This window comes from Sphingomonas sp. Marseille-Q8236 (assembly GCF_965112005.1).
The window spans coordinates 2,084,557-2,105,920 of sequence record NZ_CBCOPO010000001.1 but is presented as its reverse complement, the minus strand read 5'-3'; the positions used below and the strand labels follow the sequence as shown (position 1 = coordinate 2,105,920).

Below are 21,364 nucleotides of genomic sequence, written 5' to 3'. Positions count from 1 at the left end.
AGGAAGTAACGGCAGAGTGGCCTGAATCAGCCCTTCAGGCACGATTTCCCCGATTTTCCCCGCGCGTTTCCGGGCCCATAAAAAAGAGTCGCCGAGGAGCGGGAGTTAACCGCGAAAGCGGAGTCGATCGGCGCAAATTGGGCGCTTCGAACAAGCGACTCTGACGAATAGGATTCGCGATTCCGGTCGGCGCCCACTCGGGGCCGCTGGCCAACGCCGGATGCGCCGATCAGCGTCCGGCGTCGGCGGAAGCCTGCGCGTTCACGGGTGCCGGGGCGACGCCGAGTTCGGCCAGGGGCTCGTTGCTCGGCGCATTGCCGTTGGTCATCGCCATATCGGCGACCATGTTGGACTGGGCCGCACCGGCGGCGGCCACGGGCGGCTCGTCGCGATTGAGCGAACCCAGAATGGTGCTGGCGACCGCGATCAGCAGGATAACCGAAGCCAGGCCGATCATACCGACTTTCACGCGTTGCATGATATGATGATGGTCGGGTGATTTCATGTATGCGATGTTATTACCCTGTCCCCGGCATGCTGTCGACCTTCGGAAAAGGGCCCTTATTTACAGCCCCTTGTCCGCTCGCCACGCCGGATTGTGCAGCGTGGAGAGGTAGCGGAACCCCGTATCGCATAAAATGGTTGCGATACGCTTACCCGGTCCCAGCGTGCGCGCCAGCGCGACTGCGCCGGCCACGTTGATACCCGATGACAGCCCCAGGCACAGCCCCTCTTCGGTCAAAAGCCGCTGCACCCAGTGCCAGCCATCGGCGTCGGAAATGCGGAATTGGGTATCGACCGGCGCCCCTTCCAGATTGGCGGTGATCCGCCCCTGACCGATCCCCTCGGCGACCGACGAACCCTCGGACTTCAGCTCGCCATGGGCATAATAGTCGTACAGCGCCGCGCCATGCGGGTCGCTGAGTGCGATCGTCACCGATTCGTCATGCGCCTTCAGGCCCAGGCCCACGCCGGCAAGGGTGCCACCCGTCCCCGCCGCGCAGGTGAAGCCGTCGATCCGGCCTTCCATCTGGTTCCAGATTTCCTCGGCGGTCCCGACGATATGCGCGCGGCGATTGGCGATATTGTCGAACTGGTTGGCCCAGATCGCATTGTCCGTCTCTTCCGCGATGCGGCGCGAGGTGTGGACGAAGTGACAGGGGCTCGAATAGGGCGCGGCGGGTACCAGCACCAGTTCGGCCCCCAGCGCGCGCAGCGTATCCATCTTCTCGCGGCTCTGCGTCTCAGGCATCACGATGATGGTGCGATAGCCCTTGGCATTGGCGACCAGCGCCAGGCCGATGCCGGTATTGCCCGCCGTCCCCTCGACAATGGTGCCGCCCGGAAGCAACTGCCCCCGTGCCTCGGCATCCTCGACGATGAACAAGGCGGCGCGATCCTTCACGCTGGCGCCCGGATTGGCAAATTCACACTTGCCGTAAATGTCGCAGCCGGTGGCCTCGCTCGGCCCCTTGAGGCGAACGAGGGGGGTGTTGCCGATCAGGGCCAGTGTGTCGGGGTTCACGTGCATATCCGCTAGATGGCCCCTGCCCCGCGACACGGCAAGCAAAGCCTTGCTTGGGGACCCGCAAGCGCGAGGCATATCGAGGGCGAATGTTGGACATTCGGCATGGCGATGCATGTCGTGCTTGACGCCGGGTTGCTGCATTTGCGAAGTAGTTTCCCGCTATGAAAAGCCTCCTCCCCGTCTTCATCGCCGTACCGCTGCTCGCTTTGGCGGCATGCGACTCCAAGCCCAGCCAGCCCGAGGTCGTCGATACCAATCCCGACCCGATGGCCAACATCCTCGCCAACCGCGCGCCGGTGGAACTGCCCCCCGCGATCAAGGCGGACAAGAGCTTCCGCTGCAAGGACAACAGCCTCGTCTTCGTCACCTTCTTCCAGGGCGACAAGCAGGCCAATGTCCGCCTGAAGGAAGGCGAGACGCCGGTGGTGCTGAAGGCACCCGCAGCCGGCGAACCGCTGACCGCCGAGGGCGGCTGGAAGATGACGGGTGACGAAAAGGCGATCACCCTGACCACGCCGAAAAAGGCGGCGCAGACCTGCCACATCTGATCCTGCCGTCGGTCCGCCGACGATAGGGACTTGATCGAAAGCCGGCCGGCGGAGATACCTCCGTCGGCCTTTTTCGTGGGGTGGCGTCAGGGAGGGCGGAGGAATAGTGGCCGCGATCGCGATCTACAGCCTGAAAGGCGGCGTGGGTAAGACCAGCATGGCCGTCAATCTGGCGTGGTGCGCGGCCATGCTCGCGGCACGACGGACCCTGTTATGGGATCTCGACCCGCAGGCCGCCTCCACCTGGCTGCTCGGCGGGGCCGCATCGGGTGACCGGGCCCAAGCGATCTTCAGTCAGGATGTCGCGGTCGATCGCCTGATCCGCCCCACCGCCATCCCCCGACTATCGATGATCGGAGCGGACGATTCGCTGCGTGGGCTGGACCTGCTGTTTCAAAGGATCGACAAGAGGAAGCGGCTCGGCAAGCTGATCGAGCGCCTGGACGGCTTCGACCGCGTGTTGCTCGACTGCCCGCCGGGGTTGACCGAAACCACCGAACAGATGCTGCGCGCGGTCGACCTGATCGTGGTGCCGGTCGTCCCCTCAGCCCTGGCCACCCGCGCGCTGGAAGTGGTGGATGGGCATGTCCGGGGGCGGGTGCCGTTGATGCCGGTTCATGTCATGGCGGATCGTCGCCGCAGGCTGCACGCTGACGCGCTGGCGGCGCATCCCGACTGGCCCGTCATTCCGATGGCCAGCGCGGTCGAGGCGATGGGCCAGCACCGCGCGCCACTGGGCAGCTTCGCCCCGCGCAGCACCGCCGCCAAGGCCTATGCCCAGTTGTGGCAGGCGATCGAACGGCGTCTGGCGACGCTATGAGCCGTCATGAGGGATCCGGCGCGACCGAGCGGCTGACCCCCCATCTGGTGCTGGGTGCCTATGCCGTCGGAGTGTTCCCGATGGCGGACACCCGCGATACCGAGCATGTCTATTGGGTGGAGCCGCGCAAGCGTGCCATCCTGCCGCTCGACGGCTTTCACCTGTCCCGCTCGCTGCGCAAGACGGTGGCGAACGACCGTTTCCGGGTGACGGCCGATACGGCGTTCGAATCGATCATCCGCCTCTGTGCCGAAAGCGTGCCCGACCGGCCCGAGACCTGGATCAACTACGCCATCGAGCGGGTGTTCATCGATCTGTTCGACATGGGCTTCGCGCATTCGATCGAATGCTGGGACGGGGACGAGCTGGTCGGCGGGCTTTACGGCCTGAGCCTGGGGCGCGCCTTTTTCGGGGAGTCGATGGTCAGCCGCCGAACCGATGCCTCCAAGGTCGCGCTGGTCTGGCTGATCGCGCGGCTGCGCGCCGGGGGATACAGCCTGCTCGATTGCCAGTTCCAGACGCCGCATCTGTCGACCATGGGCGCGGTCGAGATCGGGCGCGACGATTATGTCGCGCTATTGTCCGATGCATTGGCCGGGGTCGTCGCGCCGGGGGCGTCCGCATCGGGCGTGTCGGCGCCGGGCGACTTCGCCGCGCTCGACCGCTTGGGGGCCGCGACGGGGGCGGCCGACGAAACGGTATCGGGCCCGGTCTCCGGCCAGGACATCGTGCAGCTCTTGGCCCAGACGTCATAGACCGGGTGCTGGACGACGTTGAGCGCCGGACGTTCCTTGTAGAGCCATCCCGAAAAGACACGCTGCCAACGCTGATTCGCGCCGCGTATGTCGAGCTGGACGAAGGCGCCGGTCAGCTGCTCGGTTTCCCAGGGCGCGGTCTTTTCGCACGCCCGCAGGCGAACGACGACGTCACCAACCCGAAGTGCCTGGCCGGGTTTCAGCGTCAGGTCGCGGGAGACGCCGTTGCGCTTGTTCAGCAGGCCGATCACCGCGACCCGTTGCGCCATCGGCGTGCCGCCGGTCGGAAGCGCCGCCTGACCGGCGTCGACCGATTCGATTCCCGACCCGCCGGGGCGGTCGGGCAGGATCTGGCTGACCGCCGATTCGTCGGCGGAGGGCGCGCCCTTATGGGTCAGCGACTGATAGCCGAACCAGCCCCCGACACCCAGTGCGGCGGCCAGCACAGCGCCGGCCAGCCAGTCAGCCTTCTTCACCCCTCGGGCGTCCAGGCTTCATAGTCGCCGGTCGCGGCGGCGCGCTGGCCGCCCTTTTCCAGCGCCCCGGATGGGCGATAGGCCATGGCGGTGCCGGTCATGTTGGGCATGGCGGGCTTCTGCCACGCGCGACGCGGAGGAAGCGCACGATCGGGCACGTCCTCGACCTGATGATGCAGCCAGCTGAACCATTCCGCGGGGACTCGGCTGGCATCGTTGGGGCCGTTATAGATCACCCAACGGCGCGGACGACCGGCGGTATCGCTGCCGCCCTCATAATAGACATTGCCGTGCGCATCCTCGCCCACCTGCGCCTTGCCGCGCAGACCGAACCAGGTGCCGATGGTGGCGCCGTTCCACCAGGTGAAGGGATTGAGGTTGATGCCCATGACGCGCCGTGTAGCCCGGCTATCGCCGCCCTTCAACCGCGTTCGCACGCCGAGCATCGGATGGACATGCGGCGGGGCGGTTGGAAATGGCCGGGAAGCGCATCACAAGTCCTCCCCGCCGGGGCAGGGCCATCACAGCCATGGTGAAGTAGCGTGCCGCAAGAGCATATTAGCACGAAGCCCCTCCGCCGGGGTTTGCTCCCTCCCCTGGCCTCCACCGCCACCCCGGCGTCGGCCGGGATAGTATCGAGAATCTCGCAATGGTTTTGCAGGAGAGACAATGAAGCGCACCGCGTCAGCGCGGCCAGGAAACCGAATCGCCTTCCGAAATCCCCAGTTCCGCCGCGCGACCACCGACCAGTTCGAGCACCGCCGCCACCGGCTCCCCCGAAGGGATTTTGCCTTCGCTGAACGGCGGGGTATTCTCCGCGATCCGCGCGATCGTCCCGTCGGCGCGGATGAACAGGATGTCGAGCGACGTCGGCGTATTCTTCATCCAGAATTCCGCCACGCGCGGCCCCCCGCCCTCGGGTGGATAGGGCGCGAACAACATACCGCCATCGGGCTTCAGGTCGGTGCGGTACATCAGCCCCTGCGCCTGCTCGGCCGTGGTCCGCGCCGGTTCGACCAGAAAGACGTGCTTGCCCTGCCCGGTGGTCACGGTGACGGGAATGGTCACCACCTTCTGCCCGGCCTGTGTCGAGGAGGCATCGTCCTTGGAGCAGCCGGCCAGCCCGGTCCCCGCCAGCATCAGGGCGAGCGCCGCCGCATGCCCCGTCCACGTCATCCGCTTCACGCCACGCTTCTTTCGGTCACGGCGACCGCCAGCGGCCCCTTCGGCCCCTCGACGATGCGTGCGAGCAGCGGCTGGCCCGGCTGGACATCGATGATGCCGCCGCGCCGTAGCGTTTCCATATGCACGAATATATCCGCCCCGTCGCGCCCCCTCAGCAAAAAGCCATAGCCTTTCAGGCGATTGAACCATTTGACCGCGACAGATTCGGGCTCTCCCGCTCCGGCCACCAGCGCGACGGGGTCGATCCGGTCGGTCGCACGCGGACGCTTGGCAACCTCGGGAACGGCATGGGTGAGGTCGATCGAGACGACCTGGCGCGCCTGATAGCCTCTGCCGCCACGCACCGCCACAAGTTCGACCCGTGCACCTTCGGGCAGGCTCCGGCGGCCATGCGGCTGCAAGACGGTGAAGTGCACCAGCACGTCGCCGTAAAGCGGATCGTCCGCCACGACGAAGCCGAAACCCCGCGTCACGTCGAACCATTTGACGACCCCCGCCAGCCCTACGGCCGTATCCGCCGTCTCGCCGTCGATGCCGCCCCCGTTGATTGGCGTTTCATCCAGCATCATCGCACCCTTGATACTATTGCTAGCATCATTGTTCGCGCCTGCAATGCAATGCTGTCACATTCACTGGTCCGCAGTGGGACGATCGCGGCGCAATAGTCCCGCCGATGCGCGCGATACGATTGGGATGTAAGGACTAATCATCGTCGATCGTCTCGCCTGGGGCGGCGGAAACGATCCGACGGGACAGGGTCGATCCATGGCCGGCGCGCATCATCGCGGCGAACTGCTTCTCCCGGACCGCCCGGTCCGCCTCGCCATCGCCGTAAGGACCGATTCGCTTGCGCCGGGCAAAGGCCAGCGCCGCATCGCGCGCGGCCTCCGCCATTTGCGGCGCGATCGCCTCATGATCCTCCGTCCCGACACGTGCCGCCTGAAGGGCCTGGCGCACCCGCCGCGCCCCCAACCCCCGCCGCGCGAGCGAGGCCGCCTTCGCCTCCGCATAGGCACGATCGTCGATATAGCCGAGCGCGACCATCCGCGCCGCCAGCTCTCGTGGTGCAGGCGATTCCGTGTCCGACCAGCCACGTTCCCGCAGCTTTCGCGTCAGATAATCGACCAGCTTGCCCTCGGTCGTCGCAAATCGCTCGACATAGCGCAGGGCAAGATGCTCCAGGGATCGGGGATCCAGAGGCTTTGGCGGGCGACGTTCGGCGGACACGCCTTGTTTGTGCCACAGTGACACCGGATTTAGAACGCGGGAAGCCGCTATCCGCGGCGGAAAAGATTCATTCGTCCCCGCCGACTGCGGTGCGGGGGCGCAAAAGCATAAGGAACGAAGGCAAGGCCATGACGATCGAGCACCATCAGGACGACGCGCGCGCCATCATCGCGACGCCGACCGAGGATGCGCGCCCCCGCCGCTTCGCCGACTTCGACACGCTGGGCGAGGCGCTGGACTATGCCGCCTCGGGCTCGCGCGGCCTGAATTTCCATGACGCGCGTGGGGTCCTGAACCGCCCCTATCCCTTTGCCGAACTGCGCGAGGACGCGCTGACCTGCGCTCGTCGCCTGATCGCCAGCGGCGTGAAGCCCGAGGATCGGATCGCACTGGTCGCCGAGACGGGGGCGGAGTTCGCCGCTCTCTTCTTCGGCGTGATCTATGCGGGTGCCTGGCCGGTGCCGTTGCCGCTGCCCACCTCGTTCGGCGGGCGCGACAGCTATATCGAGCAGTTGCGCGTCCAGTTGGCGAGCTGTGACCCCAAGATGCTGATCTTCCCGCCCGAACTGGCGCAGATGGGGGGCGCCGCCGCCGAAGCCGCGGGCGTCGAGGGGATCGACTGGGATAGTTTCGCGCAGCGCGAAGCGCCGGAGGCCATGCTTCCGAAGGCCGATCCCGAGGCGATCGCCTATCTGCAATATTCCAGCGGCTCGACCCGTTTCCCGCATGGCGTGGCGATCACCCACCGCGCGCTGCTGAACAATCTGGCCGCGCACAGCCATGGCATGAAAATCCAGGAGAGCGACCGCTGCGTCTCGTGGCTGCCCTGGTATCATGACATGGGCCTGGTCGGCTGCTTCCTGTCGCCGATCGCCAACCAGGTCTCGACCGACTATCTTAAGACCGAGGATTTCGCGCGCCGCCCGCTCGCCTGGCTCGACATGATCAGCCGCAATCCGGGCACGTCGGTCAGCTATTCGCCGACCTTCGGCTATGACATTTGCGCGCGCCGAATCTCGTCGCAGACCAAGGCGTCGGACCGTTTCGACCTGTCGCGCTGGCGGATCGCGGGCAACGGCGCGGACATGATCCGCCCCGACGTCATGCAGTCTTTCGTCGATGCCTTTGCCGATGCGGGGTTCCAGGCGACGGCATTCCTGCCCTCCTACGGCTTGGCCGAGGCGACGCTGGCCGTGTCGATCATGCCGCCGGGTGAGGGCATTCGCGTCGAACTGGTCGAGGAAACCCAGCTTTCGGGCGGCGCGCGTGGCACCGACCGGCCGCAGCGCTTCCGCGCCATCGTCAATTGCGGCAAGCCTGCGCGCGACATGGTGATCGAAATCCGCGAGGAGGACGGCACCCCCCTGCCCGACGGTGCGATCGGCAAGGTGTGGTGCAAGGGGCCGTCGGTAATGGTCGGCTATTTCCGCGATCAGGAGGCGACCGATGCCTGTCTGGTCGATGGCTGGCTCGATACCGGCGACATGGGCTATATGTCCAAGGGCTATATCTACATCGTCGGTCGCGCCAAGGACATGATCATCGTCAACGGCCGCAACCACTGGCCGCAGGACATCGAATGGGCGGTCGAGCAGCTGCCGGGCTTCAAGGCGGGCGACATCGCCGCCTTCGCGATCACCACGCCGGGCGGTGAGGAAACCCCTGCCGTGCTGGTCCAGTGCCGCAGCTCGGATGACGAGGAACGGCTGCGCCTGCGCGACGAGATTCGCGAGCGCGTGCGCGCGGTGACGGGCATGAACTGCGTGATCGAACTGATCCCGCCGCGCACCCTGCCCCGCACCAGCTCGGGCAAGTTGAGCCGCGCCAAGGCGCGCAACCTGTATCTGGCAGGCGAGATCAAGCCGTACGACGTCGCGGCCTGATTTTCCTATCACGAGGTTTCGGAGGGCTCGGTCGAAAGACCGGGCCCTTTTTCTTTGTCCAGCGCTCCTCCGTCCGTTCAGCCTGAGCGAAGTCGAGGGCCAAGGGCCGCACTCTCCAATCCGCCACCCCGACGAAGACCGGGGCCCAGTCGGGGTGAAGGAAGCGTAAGGTGTGGGGCGCGTCTCAATCCTTCAGCGGATCATGGCCCCAATTCATCAGCGAGTAGCGCCAGGGCGAATGCTCGGCATCCTTGTCCGGGCCACCCTGCTTCAGATGCCGGTGCACATAGCCGACGACCTTCTTCATATGGGCATAATCGTCGTCCGTCAGGTCCGCCTTCTTCTTGTGCTTGATCGCGATGATCTTGCGGCCCGACTCATGACCGACGCTTTCGTCCGATCCGCCTTTTTTCTGGCCGACCTCTTTCGATTCGTCGGTGTCCAGAAACTTCTCCAGTTCGGTGGGGGCCATGTTCACGACCTCCTTGAAATCCGCATAAATCTGCTCGTGATCTTCGGCCATGCGCGGCTCCTTTCGGCGGGGTCAACGCCGCCGGCCGCGTATCGGGCTCACAACATTCCTTCATAGCTTTGTGGCGGCACCGGCAGGGTCGCACGCGCGATTCCGCCCATGACCAGCACGACCGCCAGCGCCGCCATCGTGGCGCGCACGATCGGCCGGTCGCCGCGCCATGGCTTGGCAAGGATCATGCCCAGCGCACAGGCCACCACCGCCCAGAGGTGATAGCGGAAGTCCGACGCCACGCTGATGACCAGGAAGCCCCCCCCCAGCCCCGGCGCCGACCCGAACAGCCCCCCCGCCAGCCCATCGCCCCGCGTCACCGCCAACCCGCCCGCCGCGACGATCATCCAGACGATCGGCCACATGATCGGCAGATCGACGAAACTGGATGCCATATGCTGCCACGCCACCGCCACCTTGCCCGGCTGACCCAGATGATAGCCATTGGGCTCGGCGCCCTCGGGCGGAGCGGCATTGGGCCAGCGGGATGGTACCCAAAGCCGCCATGTGGAATTGACGTGCGCCACCCTCTGCGCGGCATAGGCGAGCGGGTGGTGCAGGATCGCCGGGGCCAGCCGCGCATAAAGCCGACCGGGCGGCATGGTGTCGAACCGATTCAACCGATCGCCGCAGCGCGAGGGCTCGCCCAGCGAATCCCAGAAAAAGGCGCGGACGCACTGCTTCGCGCGCATCTCGGCAACCTCCTGCGACGAGAAGCCCAACCGCGGGTCATAGGGCACCCGCACCGCGATGCCCGCAAGGTCGTAAAGCGCCTGCGATCGCGCGACGCCGCTGGGCGCGGCACCGAGAAGCCGGTGGTTGACGAACGGAGACAGCGCCAATGCAGCCAGCGTCAACCCGGTGACGATCGCGATCCGGCTGCCCCAACGCTCCGCGGTTAGCAATGCGACGAGCGGGGCGGCGGCAAAGATCGCATTGGCCCGGACCAGCGTGGCATAGACGAGGAACAGACTGGCGACCGCCCATCCCCAGCGCGGCACCTTACGCCCGCGCAAGCGCCACCAGCCGATCATGCCCGTCGCCGCCAGCAGGGCGCCGGTCATCTGCGCGTCCTTCAGGATGGCGACCTGCCAGCCCAGCCAAGGCGGCACCAGACCGATCGCCAGCACACCCAGCGCCGCGCGCGGTCGCCGGTCGGCGATCGCCGTCGCGATACCCGCCAGCCCCAGCCACCATCCCGCAAGTTGCAGCACCAGCATCGGGGTCGCGCCCCATCCCAGGAACAGCGACCAGAGCCGCGCCATGATCGGGGGATGCCAGTCGTCATAGTCACCGGTCAGCGCCTGCGCATATTGGCCCACGCTGTCATATTCGACATAGCCGGGCGCGAAGACGATCACGCTGAGCCCGAACAGGATCAGGGCGGCGACGATGATGCGCAGGCGATGGGTATGGGCTCGGGTCATGGCTCGCGCGCGGAATGATGGCGAATGCGCGCGATGCGGCCAAAGCCGATCGTTTCGCAAGCGAATTGCGACCGGGCGGCGGGGATTCGCCTTATCGCGTATCCGTTCCTACGATGCCGCAGGGTGCAACAGAGGGGGAATACCATGACGAGCGTACTGCTGATTATCGACATGCAAAGCGAGATGCAGCGACGGATCGACGCGGGTCGTCCGCATGTGAATCCCGATGCGCCCGCCCGGATCGGCGCGCTTGCGGCCGCTTTCCGAAGGTCCGGGCGCCCCGTCATCCATATCCGGCATGGTGACACCGATCCCGCCTCGCCCTTGCATCCGGACAGTCCCGGCTATCCGGTTATGCCCTGCGCCGCCGAAATGCCCGGCGAGCCGGTGTTCGTGAAGACGAGTTCGTCGGCCTTCGCGACGACGAGGCTGGAGCGGCATCTGCGCGACCATGGCGTGTCGCATATCCACATCGTCGGAGCCGTGGCGGGGTTCTGCGTCAACTCGACCGTCCGGGCGGCGTCCGACCTGGGGTTCGCCGTGACGGTGCTACGCGATGCGGTGATCGGTTTCGACCTGCCATCCGCCGGTCTGGACGCCCAGACCATCTTCGACGTGACCATGGGATTGCTGGCGGCAGACTTCGCGGAGGTCGTGGGGAGTGAAGCGGTCTTGGTGGGATTGGGGTGAAGGCCAAAGGGAAACCGCAAAGAAAAAGGGGCCCGCCGCAGCGAGCCCCTTCCCCAAAACCGGATAGGCAAAATCAGATGTGCAGCGCGCGCCCATAGGCGGCCAGCACCGACTCGTGCATCGATTCCGAGATGGTCGGATGCGCGAACACCGTTTCCATCAACTCGGCCTCGGTCGTCTCCAGCTGGCGGGCGACGACATAGCCCTGGATCATCTCGGTCACTTCCGCGCCGACCATGTGCGCGCCCAGCAGCTCGCCGGTCTTGGCGTCGAACACCGTCTTCACGAAACCCTCGGCCTCGCCCAGCGCGATCGCCTTGCCGTTGCCGATGAAGGGGAATTTGCCGACCTTCACTTCGTAACCGGCTTCCTTGGCCTTCGCTTCGGTCAGGCCGACGCTGGCGACCTGCGGACGCGAATAGGTGCAGCCCGGAATATTGCCCTTGTCCATCGCGTGCGGGTGGATGTCCTTGTTGCCCAGCGCCTGGGCGATGGCCTCGGCGGCGATCACGCCCTCATGGCTCGCCTTGTGCGCCAGCCACGGAGCGCCCGTCACGTCGCCGATCGCCCAGATGCCGTCGACATTGGTGCGGCCATAGCCATCGGTCTTGATGTGACCGCGATCGGTGGTGATGCCCAGCTTTTCCAGACCGATATTCTCGGTGTTGGGCACGATGCCGATGGCGACGATCGCATGGCTGAACTCGGCGGTTTCGACCTTGCCGTCCGGGCCCTTGATCGCGGCCTTCACGCCCAACGCGGTCGCCTCCAGCTTCTCAAGGCCGGTCTTGGTCTTGATGGTCATGCCGAACTTGGTCAGCTGCTTGGTCATGAACTCGCTGACTTCGGCGTCCTCGACCGGCATGATCCGGTCGAGCATCTCGACGATGGTCACTTCCGCGCCCATGTCGTTGTAGAAGCTTGCGAACTCGACCCCGATCGCCCCCGATCCGATGACCAGCAGCTTGGTCGGCATGGCGGGCGGAACCATCGCGTGGCGATAGGTCCAGATGCGCTCGCCATCCGCCTTGGCGAAGGGCAGGTCGCGGGCGCGCGCGCCGGTGGCGACGATGATGTGCTTGGCGGTCAGTTCGGTGGTCTTGTCGCCCTGGACGACCGACAGCTTGCCCTTGGCCGTAATCGTGCCGACGCCCTCATGGACGGCGACCTTGTTCTTCTTCATCAGGCCCTTGACGCCGGCATTCAGCTGGCCCGCCACCTTGCGGCTGCGATCGACCACCTTGTCCAGGCTGAACGAGGGCTTTTCGACCGACAGGCCATATTGCGCGGCATGGGTCATATAGTGATAGACCTCGGCCGAGCGCAGCAGCGCCTTGGTCGGGATGCAGCCCCAGTTGAGGCAGATACCGCCCAGCCGCTCGCGCTCGACGATCGCGACCTTCAGGCCAAGCTGGCTCGCGCGGATCGCCGCGACATAGCCGCCGGGGCCGGAGCCGAGAACGATAAGGTCGTAAGTGTCAGCCACTTTGCTCTTCCTTCTGAACGCGCGCCTTGACGGTGCGCGGGGGTTCGCCCCCCGAGAAATTGGGATTTAGTCTTGCGCGGAGGCCAGCGGCGGAACGCTGCGCGGCTTGCGGTCCTTATCGGTCGCGACGAACACGAAACGGGCCTGCGTTACCTTGGTCGCATCCTCGACGTGGCGGGCGCGGCGCCAAGCCTCGACTTCGATCGTCATCGACGTGTTACCGACGCGGACGAGCGTGGCATAGACCGACACCTCGTCGCCGACGAGCACGGGGGCGTGGAACTTCATCCCCTCCGCCGCGATCGTGACCGCCCGGCCGCCCGAATGGCGCGACGCCACCGAACCCGCCGCCAAGTCCATCTGCCCCATCAGCCAGCCGCCGAAAATGTCGCCATAGGGATTGGCGTCGGACGGCATGGCGGTGACGCGGATGGTGGGGTTCAGATCGGGCAGCGTGCTCATTGTTCGGCGTGTCTCCGTGCCATGCGATCCGCGATTCGCGCGCGGTGAAGTGGGCCGACGCCCATCGCCACCGTTGCGATCGCCGCGCCTACCCCGCACCACCATATCTCGGTGCGGGCCAGCGGATAGGCCCAGGCGGCGGCCCAGGTCATGACGAGCGCCGCCACCAGCCCCAGGCCGATATGGAACAGCTCGATCAGAACCCGCATGGCCACCGCCTCCGGTCGATCAGGCCAGCATCGCCAGCGGACGCTCGACCAGCTCCTTGAACACCTTCATCAGCTCGGCACCGTCGGCCCCGTCGATGGCGCGGTGGTCGAAGCTGCCGGTCGCCGACATGACGGTCGCCACGCCGAGTTGGTCGTCGACGATGTAAGGACGCTTCTCGCCCGCGCCGATCGCCAGGATCATGCCCTGCGGCGGGTTGATGACCGCCTCGAACTGCTTGATGCCGAACATGCCCATGTTCGAGATCGAGGCCGTGCCACCCTGGAATTCATGCGGCTGCAGCTTGTTGTCGCGGGCGCGGGTGGCCAGGTCCTTCATCGTGGTCGAGATGGACGACAGCGAACGCGTATCCGCCTCCGACACGATCGGGGTGATCAGGCCGGCCGGGGTCGACACGGCGACGGAGATGTCGGCGCGCTTGAAGCTGATGAGCTGGTCCGGCGTGAACATGACGTTGCACTTCGGCACCGCCATCAGCGCGACGCCCAGCGCCTTGATGAGCATGTCATTGACCGACAGCTTCACGCCGCGCGATTCGAGACCGGCGTTCAGTTCGCCGCGCAGCTTGAGCAGCGCGTCGAGGCGCACGTCGACCGTCAGATAGATGTGCGGCACCTGCTGCTTCGATTCGGTCAGGCGACGCGCGATCGTCTTGCGCATGTTGGACAGCTTCGACGCTTCGTGCGGGATGTCCGGCACCTGCGCGGGCTTGGGTGCAGGCGCAGGCGTCGAGGCGGTTTCCGTTGGGGTCGAGGTCGACGCAGCGGGAGCGGCCGCCTTGGCCTGACCCGGCTGCGCATTCTCGACGTCCGCCTTCACGATGCGGCCGTTGGGGCCCGAGCCGGTCAGCGCGGACAGGTCGAGGCCCTTTTGCGAAGCGATCCGGCGCGCCAGCGGGCTGGCGATCGCGCGGCCATTTCCGGCCTTGCTGCCCGAATCGGCAGGCTTGCCATGATCCTCGGCCTGTTCGACCGTGCGTTCCACCGGCTTGGCTTCGCTGCCGGTCTTGTTGGGATCGGTGGGGTCGGTCGGCATCGGCTTGGCCGGAGCCGGGGTGTCCGACTTGGTGGGGGCCTGAACCGACGAAGCATCCTCGCCCTCTTCGGCCAGGATCGCGATGACGGTGCCGACCTTCACATTGTCGGAACCCTCGGTGACGAGGATCTTGGCGATCACGCCTTCGTCCACGGCCTCGAACTCCATCGTGGCCTTATCGGTTTCAATCTCGGCCATGATATCGCCGGACTTCACCGTATCCCCTTCCTTCACCAGCCATTTGGCCAGCGTGCCTTCCTCCATGGTCGGCGACAGCGCGGGCATCTTGATCTCGATCGACATGGAGGTCCTCTCGGGGCAAACCAATTCCGTAGCGGCCCGTCTCTTGCGCCCGAATTGCGCTCGGTCAAGTCATGGCCTTCGACGAAATTCTATGTAACGGCATCGGTTGGAGACAAATAGGGGGCCGTCATGCGTATCTATCTGGTCGTGATCGACGATAGTCCGGAGTCCAGAATAGCCCTGCGCTTCGCCGCGAGGCGCGCCGTAAAGACCGGCGGTGGCGTGGAAATCCTCACACTTCTGCCCCCGCAGGAGTTCATCGCCTTTGGCGGCGTGCAGGCCACGATCGAGGATGAGGCGCGTCAACAGGCCGAAGCGCTGCTCGCCAGTGCGGCGGGCACCATTTTGGACGAATCGGGTCTGCGACCCTCGATCACCGTGCGCGACGGCGATGGCCCCAAGGTGATCCGCGAGATCATCGCGGCCAATTCCGACATTGCGGCGCTGGTGCTGGGCGCAGCGGCGAGCGGCGCGCCGGGCAAGCTCGTCAGCCATTTTTCCGGTACCGACGCGGGCGCGCTGCCGGTGCCGGTGATGATCATTCCGGGGTCGCTGACGCCCGAGGCGATCGACCGGTTGAGTTGAGAATTATTCCTCCCCTGCAAGGGGAGGGGAACCAGCGAAGCTGGTGGAGGGGTGTCCCCGCTGATTGTGACCCCCCTCCGTCAGTCCTGCGGACTGCCACCTCCCCTTGCAGGGGAGGAATGCGCGCAGTTACTCCGCCGCCTTGGCCATATCCTCGAACTCGGCCGCCGCCAGGAAGCGCTCGGCATCCAGCGCCGCCATGCAGCCGGTGCCCGCCGCCGTCACCGCCTGGCGATAGACCTTGTCCGCCACGTCGCCGCAGGCGAACACGCCAGGCACGCTCGTCCGGGTCGAACCGGTCTCGACCGCGATATAGCCGTCCGAGTCAAGTTCGAGGTGCCCACGGAACAGCTCGGTCGCCGGATGATGGCCGATCGCGACGAAGCCGCCTTCGACGTCCAGGCGGCTATGCTCGCCCGTGACCGTGTCGAGCAGGTCGAGCGCGACGAGGCCCGCATTGCCGCCGCCGTCGACGAACTCGCGGACTTCCTTGTTCCACAGCACCTTGACGTTGGGATGCGCGAACAACCGCTCCTGCAGGATGCGCTCGGCGCGCAGCGAATCGCGGCGGTGGATCAGCGTCACGTCGTCGCTATGGTTGGTCAGGTACAGCGCCTCCTCGACCGCGGTGTTGCCGCCGCCGATCACCGCGACCTTCTTGCCGCGATAGAAGAAGCCGTCGCAGGTCGCGCAGGCCGACACGCCCTTGCCCTTCATCGCGTCCTCGCTGTCGAGGCCCAGCCACTTGGCCTGCGCGCCGGTGGCGATGACCAGCACCTCGCCCTCATAGACATCGCCGCCATCGCCGATCAGGCGGAACGGGCGGCTGGTCAGGTCGACTTGCGTGATCGTGTCCCACATCATCCGCGCGCCGACATGCTCGGCCTGTTTCTGCATCTGCTCCATCAGCCAGGGGCCCTGGATGACGTCGGCGAAACCGGGATAATTCTCGACGTCCGTCGTGGTCGTCAGCTGCCCGCCGGGCTGGATGCCCTGCACCACGATCGGCTGCATCCCCGCGCGCGCGCCATAAATGGCGGCGGACAGCCCGGCGGGGCCGGAACCAAGGATGAGCATACGGGTGCTGTGGGTGGTCATGTCATATTCCTGTGAAGCGCGATTTGGCCCCTAGATAGTCACACGGGCGACAAAAATGAACTCCTTCTCATGCGGCCAATCGGCGCTTGCTTCGTTCGGCGTAATAAGTGGAGATGTGCCCGATGCGCGATGACGACGATGTGAAGATCACCGAATACACCGCCCCTGCCGGCGGCTGGGGCTCGATGAAAGGCATGGCGAAGGTCCTGCCCAAGGAAGGGCTGGGACCGGAGACGCTCGACACGCTGCGCCGTCAGAACAAACCCGGCGGCGTGATGTGCGTCAGTTGCGCCTGGGGCAAGCCGGCCAAGCCGCATATCGCCGAATTCTGCGAGAACGGCGCCAAGGCGACCGCCTGGGAATTGAGTTCGCTGCGCGTCACGCCGGACTTCTTCGCCAAGCACAGCGTCACCGAATTGGAAGCATGGCCCGACCATGACCTCGAACAGGCGGGCCGCCTGACCCACCCGATGCGCTATGACCGCGCGACCGACAAATATGTCGCGGTCAGCTGGGAGGATGCCTTTGCCGCCATCGGGCGCAAGCTGAAGGCCTGCGATCCGACCAAGGTCGTGCTCTATGCCTCGGGCCGCGCCAGCCTCGAAACCTCGTTCATGTATTCGCTGTTCGCGCGGATGTGGGGGCAGCAGAACCTGCCCGACAGCTCGAACATGTGCCACGAGACGACCTCGGTCGGCCTGAAGTCCGCCATCGGCTCGCCCGTCGCGACGATCCAGATGGAGGATTACGACAAATGCGACGCGATCTTTTCCTTCGGGCAGAATGTCGCGACCAACGCGCCGCGCATGCTCCACAATCTTCAGGCCTGCGCCAAGCGGGGGGTGGAAATCGTCACCTTCAATCCGCTGCGCGAACGCGGCTGGGAGCGGTTCGCCTCGCCGCAGAACCCGGTACAGATGCTGACCGGCAGTTCGACCGACATTTCCAGCCAATATCATCAGGTGAAGGCGGGCGGCGACATCGCCGCACTGACCGGCATCTGCAAGCTGGTGATCGAGGAGGATGACCGGGCCATTGCCAAGGGCACCAAGCGCATCCTCGACCATCACTTCATCGAGCAGCACACCACGCGGTTCGAGAATTTCGCGAATTACTGCCGCAACGCCGCCTGGAGCGAGATCATTCGCGATTCGGGCCTGACCCGTGACGCGATCGAACAGGCCGCGCGCGTCTATATGAAGTCCGAACGCGTCATCGCGGTCTATGGCATGGGCATCACCCAGCACCGCTATGGCATCGACGCGCTGCACATGATCGTCAACCTGCTCCTGCTGCGCGGCAATATCGGGCGCGAGGGGGCTGGGCCGGGCCCGGTGCGCGGGCACAGCAATGTGCAGGGCCAGCGCACCGTCGGCATCACCGAAAAGACCGAACTCGCCCCCGTCGAGCGGCTGAAGGAATTGTTCGAGTTCGAGCCGCCGACCGAGAACGGCTGGGACACGGTCGAGGCGTGCCGCCAGATCATCGCCGGAACCGCGGAAGGCTTCGTCCAGCTCGGCGGCAACTTCCTGCGCGCGACACCCGAGCACGCCAAGATGAAGGCGGCGTGGAGCAAGCTGCCCATCACCGTGCATATCGCGACCAAGCTTAACAAGAGCCATCTGGTGCCGGGCGAAGAAAGCTACATCCTACCCTGCATCGGGCGGCTGGAAACCGACATGCAGAAGGGCGGCCGACAGGCGGTCTCGATGGAGGATTCGTTCAGCCATATCTACGGCTCGGTCGGCAAGGCGACGCCCGCCGCCGACACCCTGTTGTCCGAGCCCGCCATCGTCGCCGGGATCGCCAAGGCGGTGCTTGAACCCAACCCGAACGTGCCATGGGACGAATGGGTCGGTGACTATGGCTTGGTCCGGACCGCGATCGAGAATGTCTATCCCGACAAGTTCGCGAACTTCAACGAACGGTTGTTCGAGCCCGGCGGCTTCTGGAAGGGCAATCCTGCCTCGCATCGCAAATGGGAAACCGAAAGCGGCAAGGCCGAATTCAACGTGCCGCGCGCGATGGACGCGTCGGGCATCACCCCCGCCGAGGGACGGATGCGGTTGATCACTCTGCGCTCCAACGACCAATTCAACACGACCATCTATGGCTATGACGATCGCTTCCGGGGGATCAGCGGCACGCGGATGGTGGCGATGATGAACAAGGCCGACATCGCCAAACTCGGTCTGGCGGACGGCCAGACGATCGCGCTGGAAGGCGATGCCGATGACGGCGAGCATCGCGTGGTCGAGGGGCTGCGGGTGGTCGAATACAACATCCCCGAAGGGTGCATCGGCGGATATTATCCCGAGCTCAACTATCTGATCCCGCTGGAGCATCACGCGCTGGAAAGCCATGTGCCCGCCGGCAAGTCGGTGCCCGTGAAGGTCCGCGTTCCGGCATGAGCATATTGGGAGCTGTACTGGCCGGGGGGCGATCGTCGCGCTTCGGATCGAACAAGGCGGTCGCGTTGCTCGGCGACCGTCCCTTGGTGGCGCATGCCCGCGCCACCCTCGTCCCCTATTGCGCGCGGGTCGTGCAGGTGGGTGGCGAAGATGGCGTGCCCGACATGCCCGAGCCGGGCCTGGGACCGCTGGGCGGAATCGCCGGGGCGCTGGACTATGCCGCCGCCAATGGCTTTCGCTGTGTGCTGACCATAGGATGCGACATGCCGCGCCTGCCGGAGGGGTTGATCGAGGCGATCCTGCGGCGCGAGCCCAGCTATTGCCAGGATGCGCCGGTGTTGGGGCTATGGCCCGCCGCACTGGGCGCGCACCTGATGGCGCATCTCTCGCTGGGGCGGGACCGATCGATACGCGGCTGGACCCGCGCGATCGGGGCCATCCCGATCGCCTCGCCCGAGCCGATCGCCAATGTGAACACCCCTGCCGATCTCGCCGCGCTGTGAGCGTCGATGCCGAGCCGACTCGTCCGCTGACGTTGCTGCGCCTGCCGCCGGAGGGTCCGGTCGGGCCGGTCGCGCGCGAGGTCGCGGTCGAATGCCCGGTCGCGATCGAAATTGACGGGTTCGGCTATGCCGTGATGATGATGACGCCCGCGCGGCTGGAGGATTTCGCCACGGGGTTCCTGCTGACCGAAAGGCTGATCGACGCACCGGGCGACATCCTCGCCATCGAACCCTTCGCCGCCGAAGCCGGATGGATCGTCCGCGTCTCGCTCGCCGGTCATCTGCGCGGCCGGATGCAGGACCGGGTGCGCCACCGGACCAGCGATACGAGTTGCGGGCTATGTGGTCTGTCGGGCCTGGAACAGATTGCGCGCCCCGTCACCCGACGCCCCCCTGCCCCCCAGGTCCGTCCTGCCGCGCTGTTCGCCACGCTGGCGGACGTTCGCACGAATCAGCCGCTCAATGCCCTGACGGGTGCAGTACATGCGGCCATGGCTTGCGACTCGGCAGGACGGGTGCTGGCGGCGGCGGAGGATGTCGGGCGGCACAATGCGCTCGACAAGCTGATCGGGCGGCTGGCGGTCGATCCAGAGTCCGGTGCCGACTTCATCCTCGTCACCTCGCGCATCAGCTATGAGATGGTGGACAAGGCGCTGGTGGCGGGGGTCGGCCTGCTGGTCGGCATTTCCGCCCCGACCAGCCTGGCGATCGATCATGCCCGTGCGCATGGCCTGACCCTGATCGCGCTCGCCCGTGCCGATGCGATGCTGATCGCGCACGATCCCCATCATCTGTTCGGCTGAGGCTTATCCGACGACGAGGCGAGCCGTTTCGGGCCAGATCAGCGGATGCTCGGGCACGACCTCGCACCGGTCGTGCAGAATGCGATCGCGCCCCGCCCGTTTGGCGCGATAGGCCAGCTGGTCGGCGCGCGCGATCAGGCCCTCCAGCGTCTCACCCTCGATATAGCGGACCACGCCACCGCTGACGGTCAGCGCGGGCATACCCCGCTCCGCAAAGGGTTCCAGCGCGGCACGAATCGCCCGGCACAACCGGGTGGCGCGGTTGTTGATCGACTCGGGCGTGCTTTCGCCATCGGGGACGAGCAGCGCGAATTCCTCGCCGCCCATGCGGATGGTCAACACGTCGCGCGTCGCCAGCCCCTCCAGCAAACGGGCAAAGGCCACCAGCACCGCATCGCCGGTCGCATGACCATATCGGTCGTTGATGCTCTTGAAGTGATCCAGGTCGAGCACGACCGCATAAAGGCCACGCCCCTGCCGCGCCGCATCGACCAGCAGGCGCGGGCCGATCCGGTAAAGTCCCCGGCGATTGGTCAGCCCGGTCAGCGGATCGGTCTCCGCATCGAGGATCGTGTCCTCCAGCGCCTTCTGAATGACCAACAGCATCAGGAACAGCCCCGCCGCGACCAGAAGGACCCCGGTCGAAACCTGCGACGCCACCGCATAGAAGGTGCTGGCATAGGCCTTGGCCGAAGCCCCCGACCCCAGCAACACGGCCATGAACGGCTTGATCAGGAAATGCCCGCAGATGACGGCGAATATGCCCATCAACATGGTACGGATCGGCCCCTTCTGTCCGATCTCCCGCACGGCCAGCAACACCACGATGGCAGCGGTGGCAAAGGGCAGCTGAAACAGGAATTCATAGGGCATGGTGCCGCGCATACCGCCCAGGATTGCCAGTCTCAGCGCGATCCCCGCAAGCCAGAGGATCAGGGCGAAGCGCCAGCGCAGACGTCGTCCGGCAAAGGCCTGCACCCCCACCGACATCAGGAGGATACCGCCCAGGAATACCGCATAGCCGATCAGGGAAAAGAGCAGGATATGATCGGTGTATCGGATCAACAGTTCGCAGATCGGGGTCAGGAAGCCCAGGAAATAGCTCGCCATGAACCAGGCCGCCGCACGCTGGCGCGAATAGGACACCGCCACCACGCCATAGGTTATGACGAAGAGCGCTGCCATACAGCTATTGGCTATCAGTGCGTAAACTGCAGCGTTCACGGCGTTGAAACCGAAGCCCCCTCTGAAATCCTAAGAAATTTCTATCCTTCAGAAACGAAGGAGCGGTTAAATTACACCGATTTCCTGACGGTAGGTCGCAGCCGATGCGATGCCCATGCTACACCAACCTGGATCAAGATTCCACGCTGCCGTAAGCGGCATGT

23 protein-coding genes and 1 pseudogene are annotated in these 21,364 nt (G+C 65.7%); 9 read left to right on the top strand and 15 right to left on the bottom strand.

Going from position 1 to position 21,364, the window contains the following annotated elements; all coding sequences use genetic code 11:
* Positions 1 to 229 precede the first annotated feature (229 nt).
* Both ACWPWT_RS10110 and ACWPWT_RS10105 read right to left on the bottom strand, forming a co-directional pair.
* Positions 230 to 457, bottom strand: coding sequence for a hypothetical protein (locus ACWPWT_RS10110; RefSeq protein ID WP_454279531.1), 228 nt, complete (start codon positions 455 to 457; stop codon positions 230 to 232).
* A gap of 108 nt (positions 458 to 565) precedes the next feature.
* The gene (locus tag ACWPWT_RS10105; RefSeq protein ID WP_454279530.1) at positions 566 to 1,531 is read right to left on the bottom strand and encodes a cysteine synthase A; all 966 of its coding nucleotides are present in this window, start codon (positions 1,529 to 1,531) and stop codon (positions 566 to 568) included.
* Between the two features lie 158 nt (positions 1,532 to 1,689).
* On the opposite strand from ACWPWT_RS10105, the gene ACWPWT_RS10100 reads away from it, so the two are divergent.
* The 3 genes from ACWPWT_RS10100 to aat all read left to right on the top strand — a co-directional run bounded on the left by ACWPWT_RS10100 (position 1,690) and on the right by aat (position 3,651).
* Positions 1,690 to 2,076, top strand: a complete 387-nt coding sequence (locus ACWPWT_RS10100) for a hypothetical protein (RefSeq protein ID WP_261269077.1) — start codon at positions 1,690 to 1,692, stop codon at positions 2,074 to 2,076.
* Between the two features lie 106 nt (positions 2,077 to 2,182).
* Positions 2,183 to 2,896 (top strand): ParA family protein, encoded by a 714-nt coding sequence (locus ACWPWT_RS10095; RefSeq protein ID WP_454279529.1) that lies wholly within the window; start codon positions 2,183 to 2,185, stop codon positions 2,894 to 2,896.
* Positions 2,893 to 3,651 carry a leucyl/phenylalanyl-tRNA--protein transferase gene (gene aat / locus ACWPWT_RS10090; protein ID WP_454279528.1) on the top strand — a complete coding sequence of 253 codons (759 nt, stop codon included), beginning with the start codon at positions 2,893 to 2,895 and terminating at the stop codon, positions 3,649 to 3,651. Before ACWPWT_RS10095 ends, aat begins: the two co-directional genes overlap by 4 nt.
* 35 nt (positions 3,652 to 3,686) lie before the next feature.
* On the opposite strand, the pseudogene ACWPWT_RS10085 reads toward aat, so the two are convergent.
* The 5 genes and pseudogenes from ACWPWT_RS10085 to ACWPWT_RS10065 form a co-directional block, all read right to left on the bottom strand.
* Positions 3,687 to 3,920: pseudogene (locus ACWPWT_RS10085) on the bottom strand (DUF2155 domain-containing protein); the annotation flags it as partial.
* 203 nt (positions 3,921 to 4,123) lie between these two features.
* Positions 4,124 to 4,516: an NADH:ubiquinone oxidoreductase subunit NDUFA12 gene (locus ACWPWT_RS10080; protein ID WP_261269080.1), complete on the bottom strand. Its 393-nt coding sequence runs from the start codon at positions 4,514 to 4,516 to the stop codon at positions 4,124 to 4,126.
* A 295-nt stretch (positions 4,517 to 4,811) separates the two neighbouring features.
* A complete protein-coding gene (locus ACWPWT_RS10075) occupies positions 4,812 to 5,303 on the bottom strand; it encodes a DUF192 domain-containing protein (RefSeq protein ID WP_454279915.1) in 492 nt (163 codons plus the stop codon).
* A gap of 5 nt (positions 5,304 to 5,308) precedes the next feature.
* Positions 5,309 to 5,878, bottom strand: coding sequence for a cold-shock protein (locus tag ACWPWT_RS10070; protein ID WP_454279914.1), 570 nt, complete (start codon positions 5,876 to 5,878; stop codon positions 5,309 to 5,311).
* A gap of 136 nt (positions 5,879 to 6,014) precedes the next feature.
* A complete protein-coding gene (locus tag ACWPWT_RS10065; RefSeq protein WP_454279527.1) occupies positions 6,015 to 6,539 on the bottom strand; it encodes a regulatory protein RecX in 525 nt (174 codons plus the stop codon).
* Positions 6,540 to 6,667: 128 nt separating this feature from the next.
* On the opposite strand from ACWPWT_RS10065, the gene ACWPWT_RS10060 reads away from it, so the two are divergent.
* Positions 6,668 to 8,422, top strand: a complete 1,755-nt coding sequence (locus ACWPWT_RS10060) for a fatty acyl-AMP ligase (protein WP_454279526.1) — start codon at positions 6,668 to 6,670, stop codon at positions 8,420 to 8,422.
* A 184-nt stretch (positions 8,423 to 8,606) separates the two neighbouring features.
* Here ACWPWT_RS10060 and ACWPWT_RS10055 read toward each other — a convergent pair whose 3' ends face one another.
* On the bottom strand, positions 8,607 to 8,945 hold the full coding sequence (locus ACWPWT_RS10055; protein ID WP_454279525.1) for a DUF3140 domain-containing protein: 339 nt from the start codon (positions 8,943 to 8,945) through the stop codon (positions 8,607 to 8,609).
* A 47-nt stretch (positions 8,946 to 8,992) separates the two neighbouring features.
* On the bottom strand, positions 8,993 to 10,372 hold the full coding sequence (locus tag ACWPWT_RS10050) for a hypothetical protein (protein WP_454279524.1): 1,380 nt from the start codon (positions 10,370 to 10,372) through the stop codon (positions 8,993 to 8,995).
* A 144-nt stretch (positions 10,373 to 10,516) separates the two neighbouring features.
* Here ACWPWT_RS10050 and ACWPWT_RS10045 point away from each other — a divergent pair, with 144 nt between their 5' ends.
* On the top strand, positions 10,517 to 11,062 hold the full coding sequence (locus ACWPWT_RS10045; RefSeq protein WP_454279523.1) for a cysteine hydrolase family protein: 546 nt from the start codon (positions 10,517 to 10,519) through the stop codon (positions 11,060 to 11,062).
* Between the two features lie 73 nt (positions 11,063 to 11,135).
* Here ACWPWT_RS10045 and lpdA read toward each other — a convergent pair whose 3' ends face one another.
* The 4 genes from lpdA to ACWPWT_RS10025 all read right to left on the bottom strand — a co-directional run bounded on the left by lpdA (position 11,136) and on the right by ACWPWT_RS10025 (position 14,576).
* Positions 11,136 to 12,548, bottom strand: a complete 1,413-nt coding sequence (gene lpdA, locus ACWPWT_RS10040; RefSeq protein WP_454279522.1) for a dihydrolipoyl dehydrogenase — start codon at positions 12,546 to 12,548, stop codon at positions 11,136 to 11,138.
* A gap of 66 nt (positions 12,549 to 12,614) precedes the next feature.
* Positions 12,615 to 13,010 (bottom strand): acyl-CoA thioesterase, encoded by a 396-nt coding sequence (locus ACWPWT_RS10035; RefSeq protein ID WP_261269088.1) that lies wholly within the window; start codon positions 13,008 to 13,010, stop codon positions 12,615 to 12,617.
* Entirely contained in the window at positions 13,007 to 13,219 is a 213-nt protein-coding gene (locus tag ACWPWT_RS10030) for a hypothetical protein (RefSeq protein ID WP_261269089.1), read from the bottom strand. Before ACWPWT_RS10030 ends, ACWPWT_RS10035 begins: the two co-directional genes overlap by 4 nt.
* Before the next feature lie 19 nt (positions 13,220 to 13,238).
* Entirely contained in the window at positions 13,239 to 14,576 is a 1,338-nt protein-coding gene (locus tag ACWPWT_RS10025; RefSeq protein ID WP_454279521.1) for a pyruvate dehydrogenase complex dihydrolipoamide acetyltransferase, read from the bottom strand.
* Between the two features lie 129 nt (positions 14,577 to 14,705).
* On the opposite strand from ACWPWT_RS10025, the gene ACWPWT_RS10020 reads away from it, so the two are divergent.
* Entirely contained in the window at positions 14,706 to 15,161 is a 456-nt protein-coding gene (locus ACWPWT_RS10020) for a universal stress protein (RefSeq protein WP_261269091.1), read from the top strand.
* Positions 15,162 to 15,290: 129 nt separating this feature from the next.
* Here the strand turns inward: ACWPWT_RS10020 and trxB are convergent, their stop codons facing one another.
* A complete protein-coding gene (gene trxB / locus ACWPWT_RS10015) occupies positions 15,291 to 16,259 on the bottom strand; it encodes a thioredoxin-disulfide reductase (protein ID WP_261269092.1) in 969 nt (322 codons plus the stop codon).
* A 122-nt stretch (positions 16,260 to 16,381) separates the two neighbouring features.
* On the opposite strand from trxB, the gene ACWPWT_RS10010 reads away from it, so the two are divergent.
* From ACWPWT_RS10010 to fdhD, 3 genes are read left to right on the top strand one after another with little or no spacing between them, the layout of a single operon-like run.
* Positions 16,382 to 18,670, top strand: coding sequence for an FdhF/YdeP family oxidoreductase (locus ACWPWT_RS10010; protein ID WP_454279520.1), 2,289 nt, complete (start codon positions 16,382 to 16,384; stop codon positions 18,668 to 18,670).
* Positions 18,667 to 19,173 carry a molybdenum cofactor guanylyltransferase gene (gene mobA / locus ACWPWT_RS10005; protein WP_454279519.1) on the top strand — a complete coding sequence of 169 codons (507 nt, stop codon included), beginning with the start codon at positions 18,667 to 18,669 and terminating at the stop codon, positions 19,171 to 19,173. Before ACWPWT_RS10010 ends, mobA begins: the two co-directional genes overlap by 4 nt.
* Positions 19,170 to 19,976: a formate dehydrogenase accessory sulfurtransferase FdhD gene (fdhD, locus tag ACWPWT_RS10000; RefSeq protein ID WP_454279518.1), complete on the top strand. Its 807-nt coding sequence runs from the start codon at positions 19,170 to 19,172 to the stop codon at positions 19,974 to 19,976. The genes mobA and fdhD overlap by 4 nt, the downstream gene beginning before the upstream one ends.
* A 3-nt stretch (positions 19,977 to 19,979) precedes the next feature.
* Here fdhD and ACWPWT_RS09995 read toward each other — a convergent pair whose 3' ends face one another.
* Positions 19,980 to 21,161, bottom strand: a complete 1,182-nt coding sequence (locus tag ACWPWT_RS09995; RefSeq protein WP_454279517.1) for a diguanylate cyclase domain-containing protein — start codon at positions 21,159 to 21,161, stop codon at positions 19,980 to 19,982.
* Positions 21,162 to 21,364: the final 203 nt, after the last annotated feature.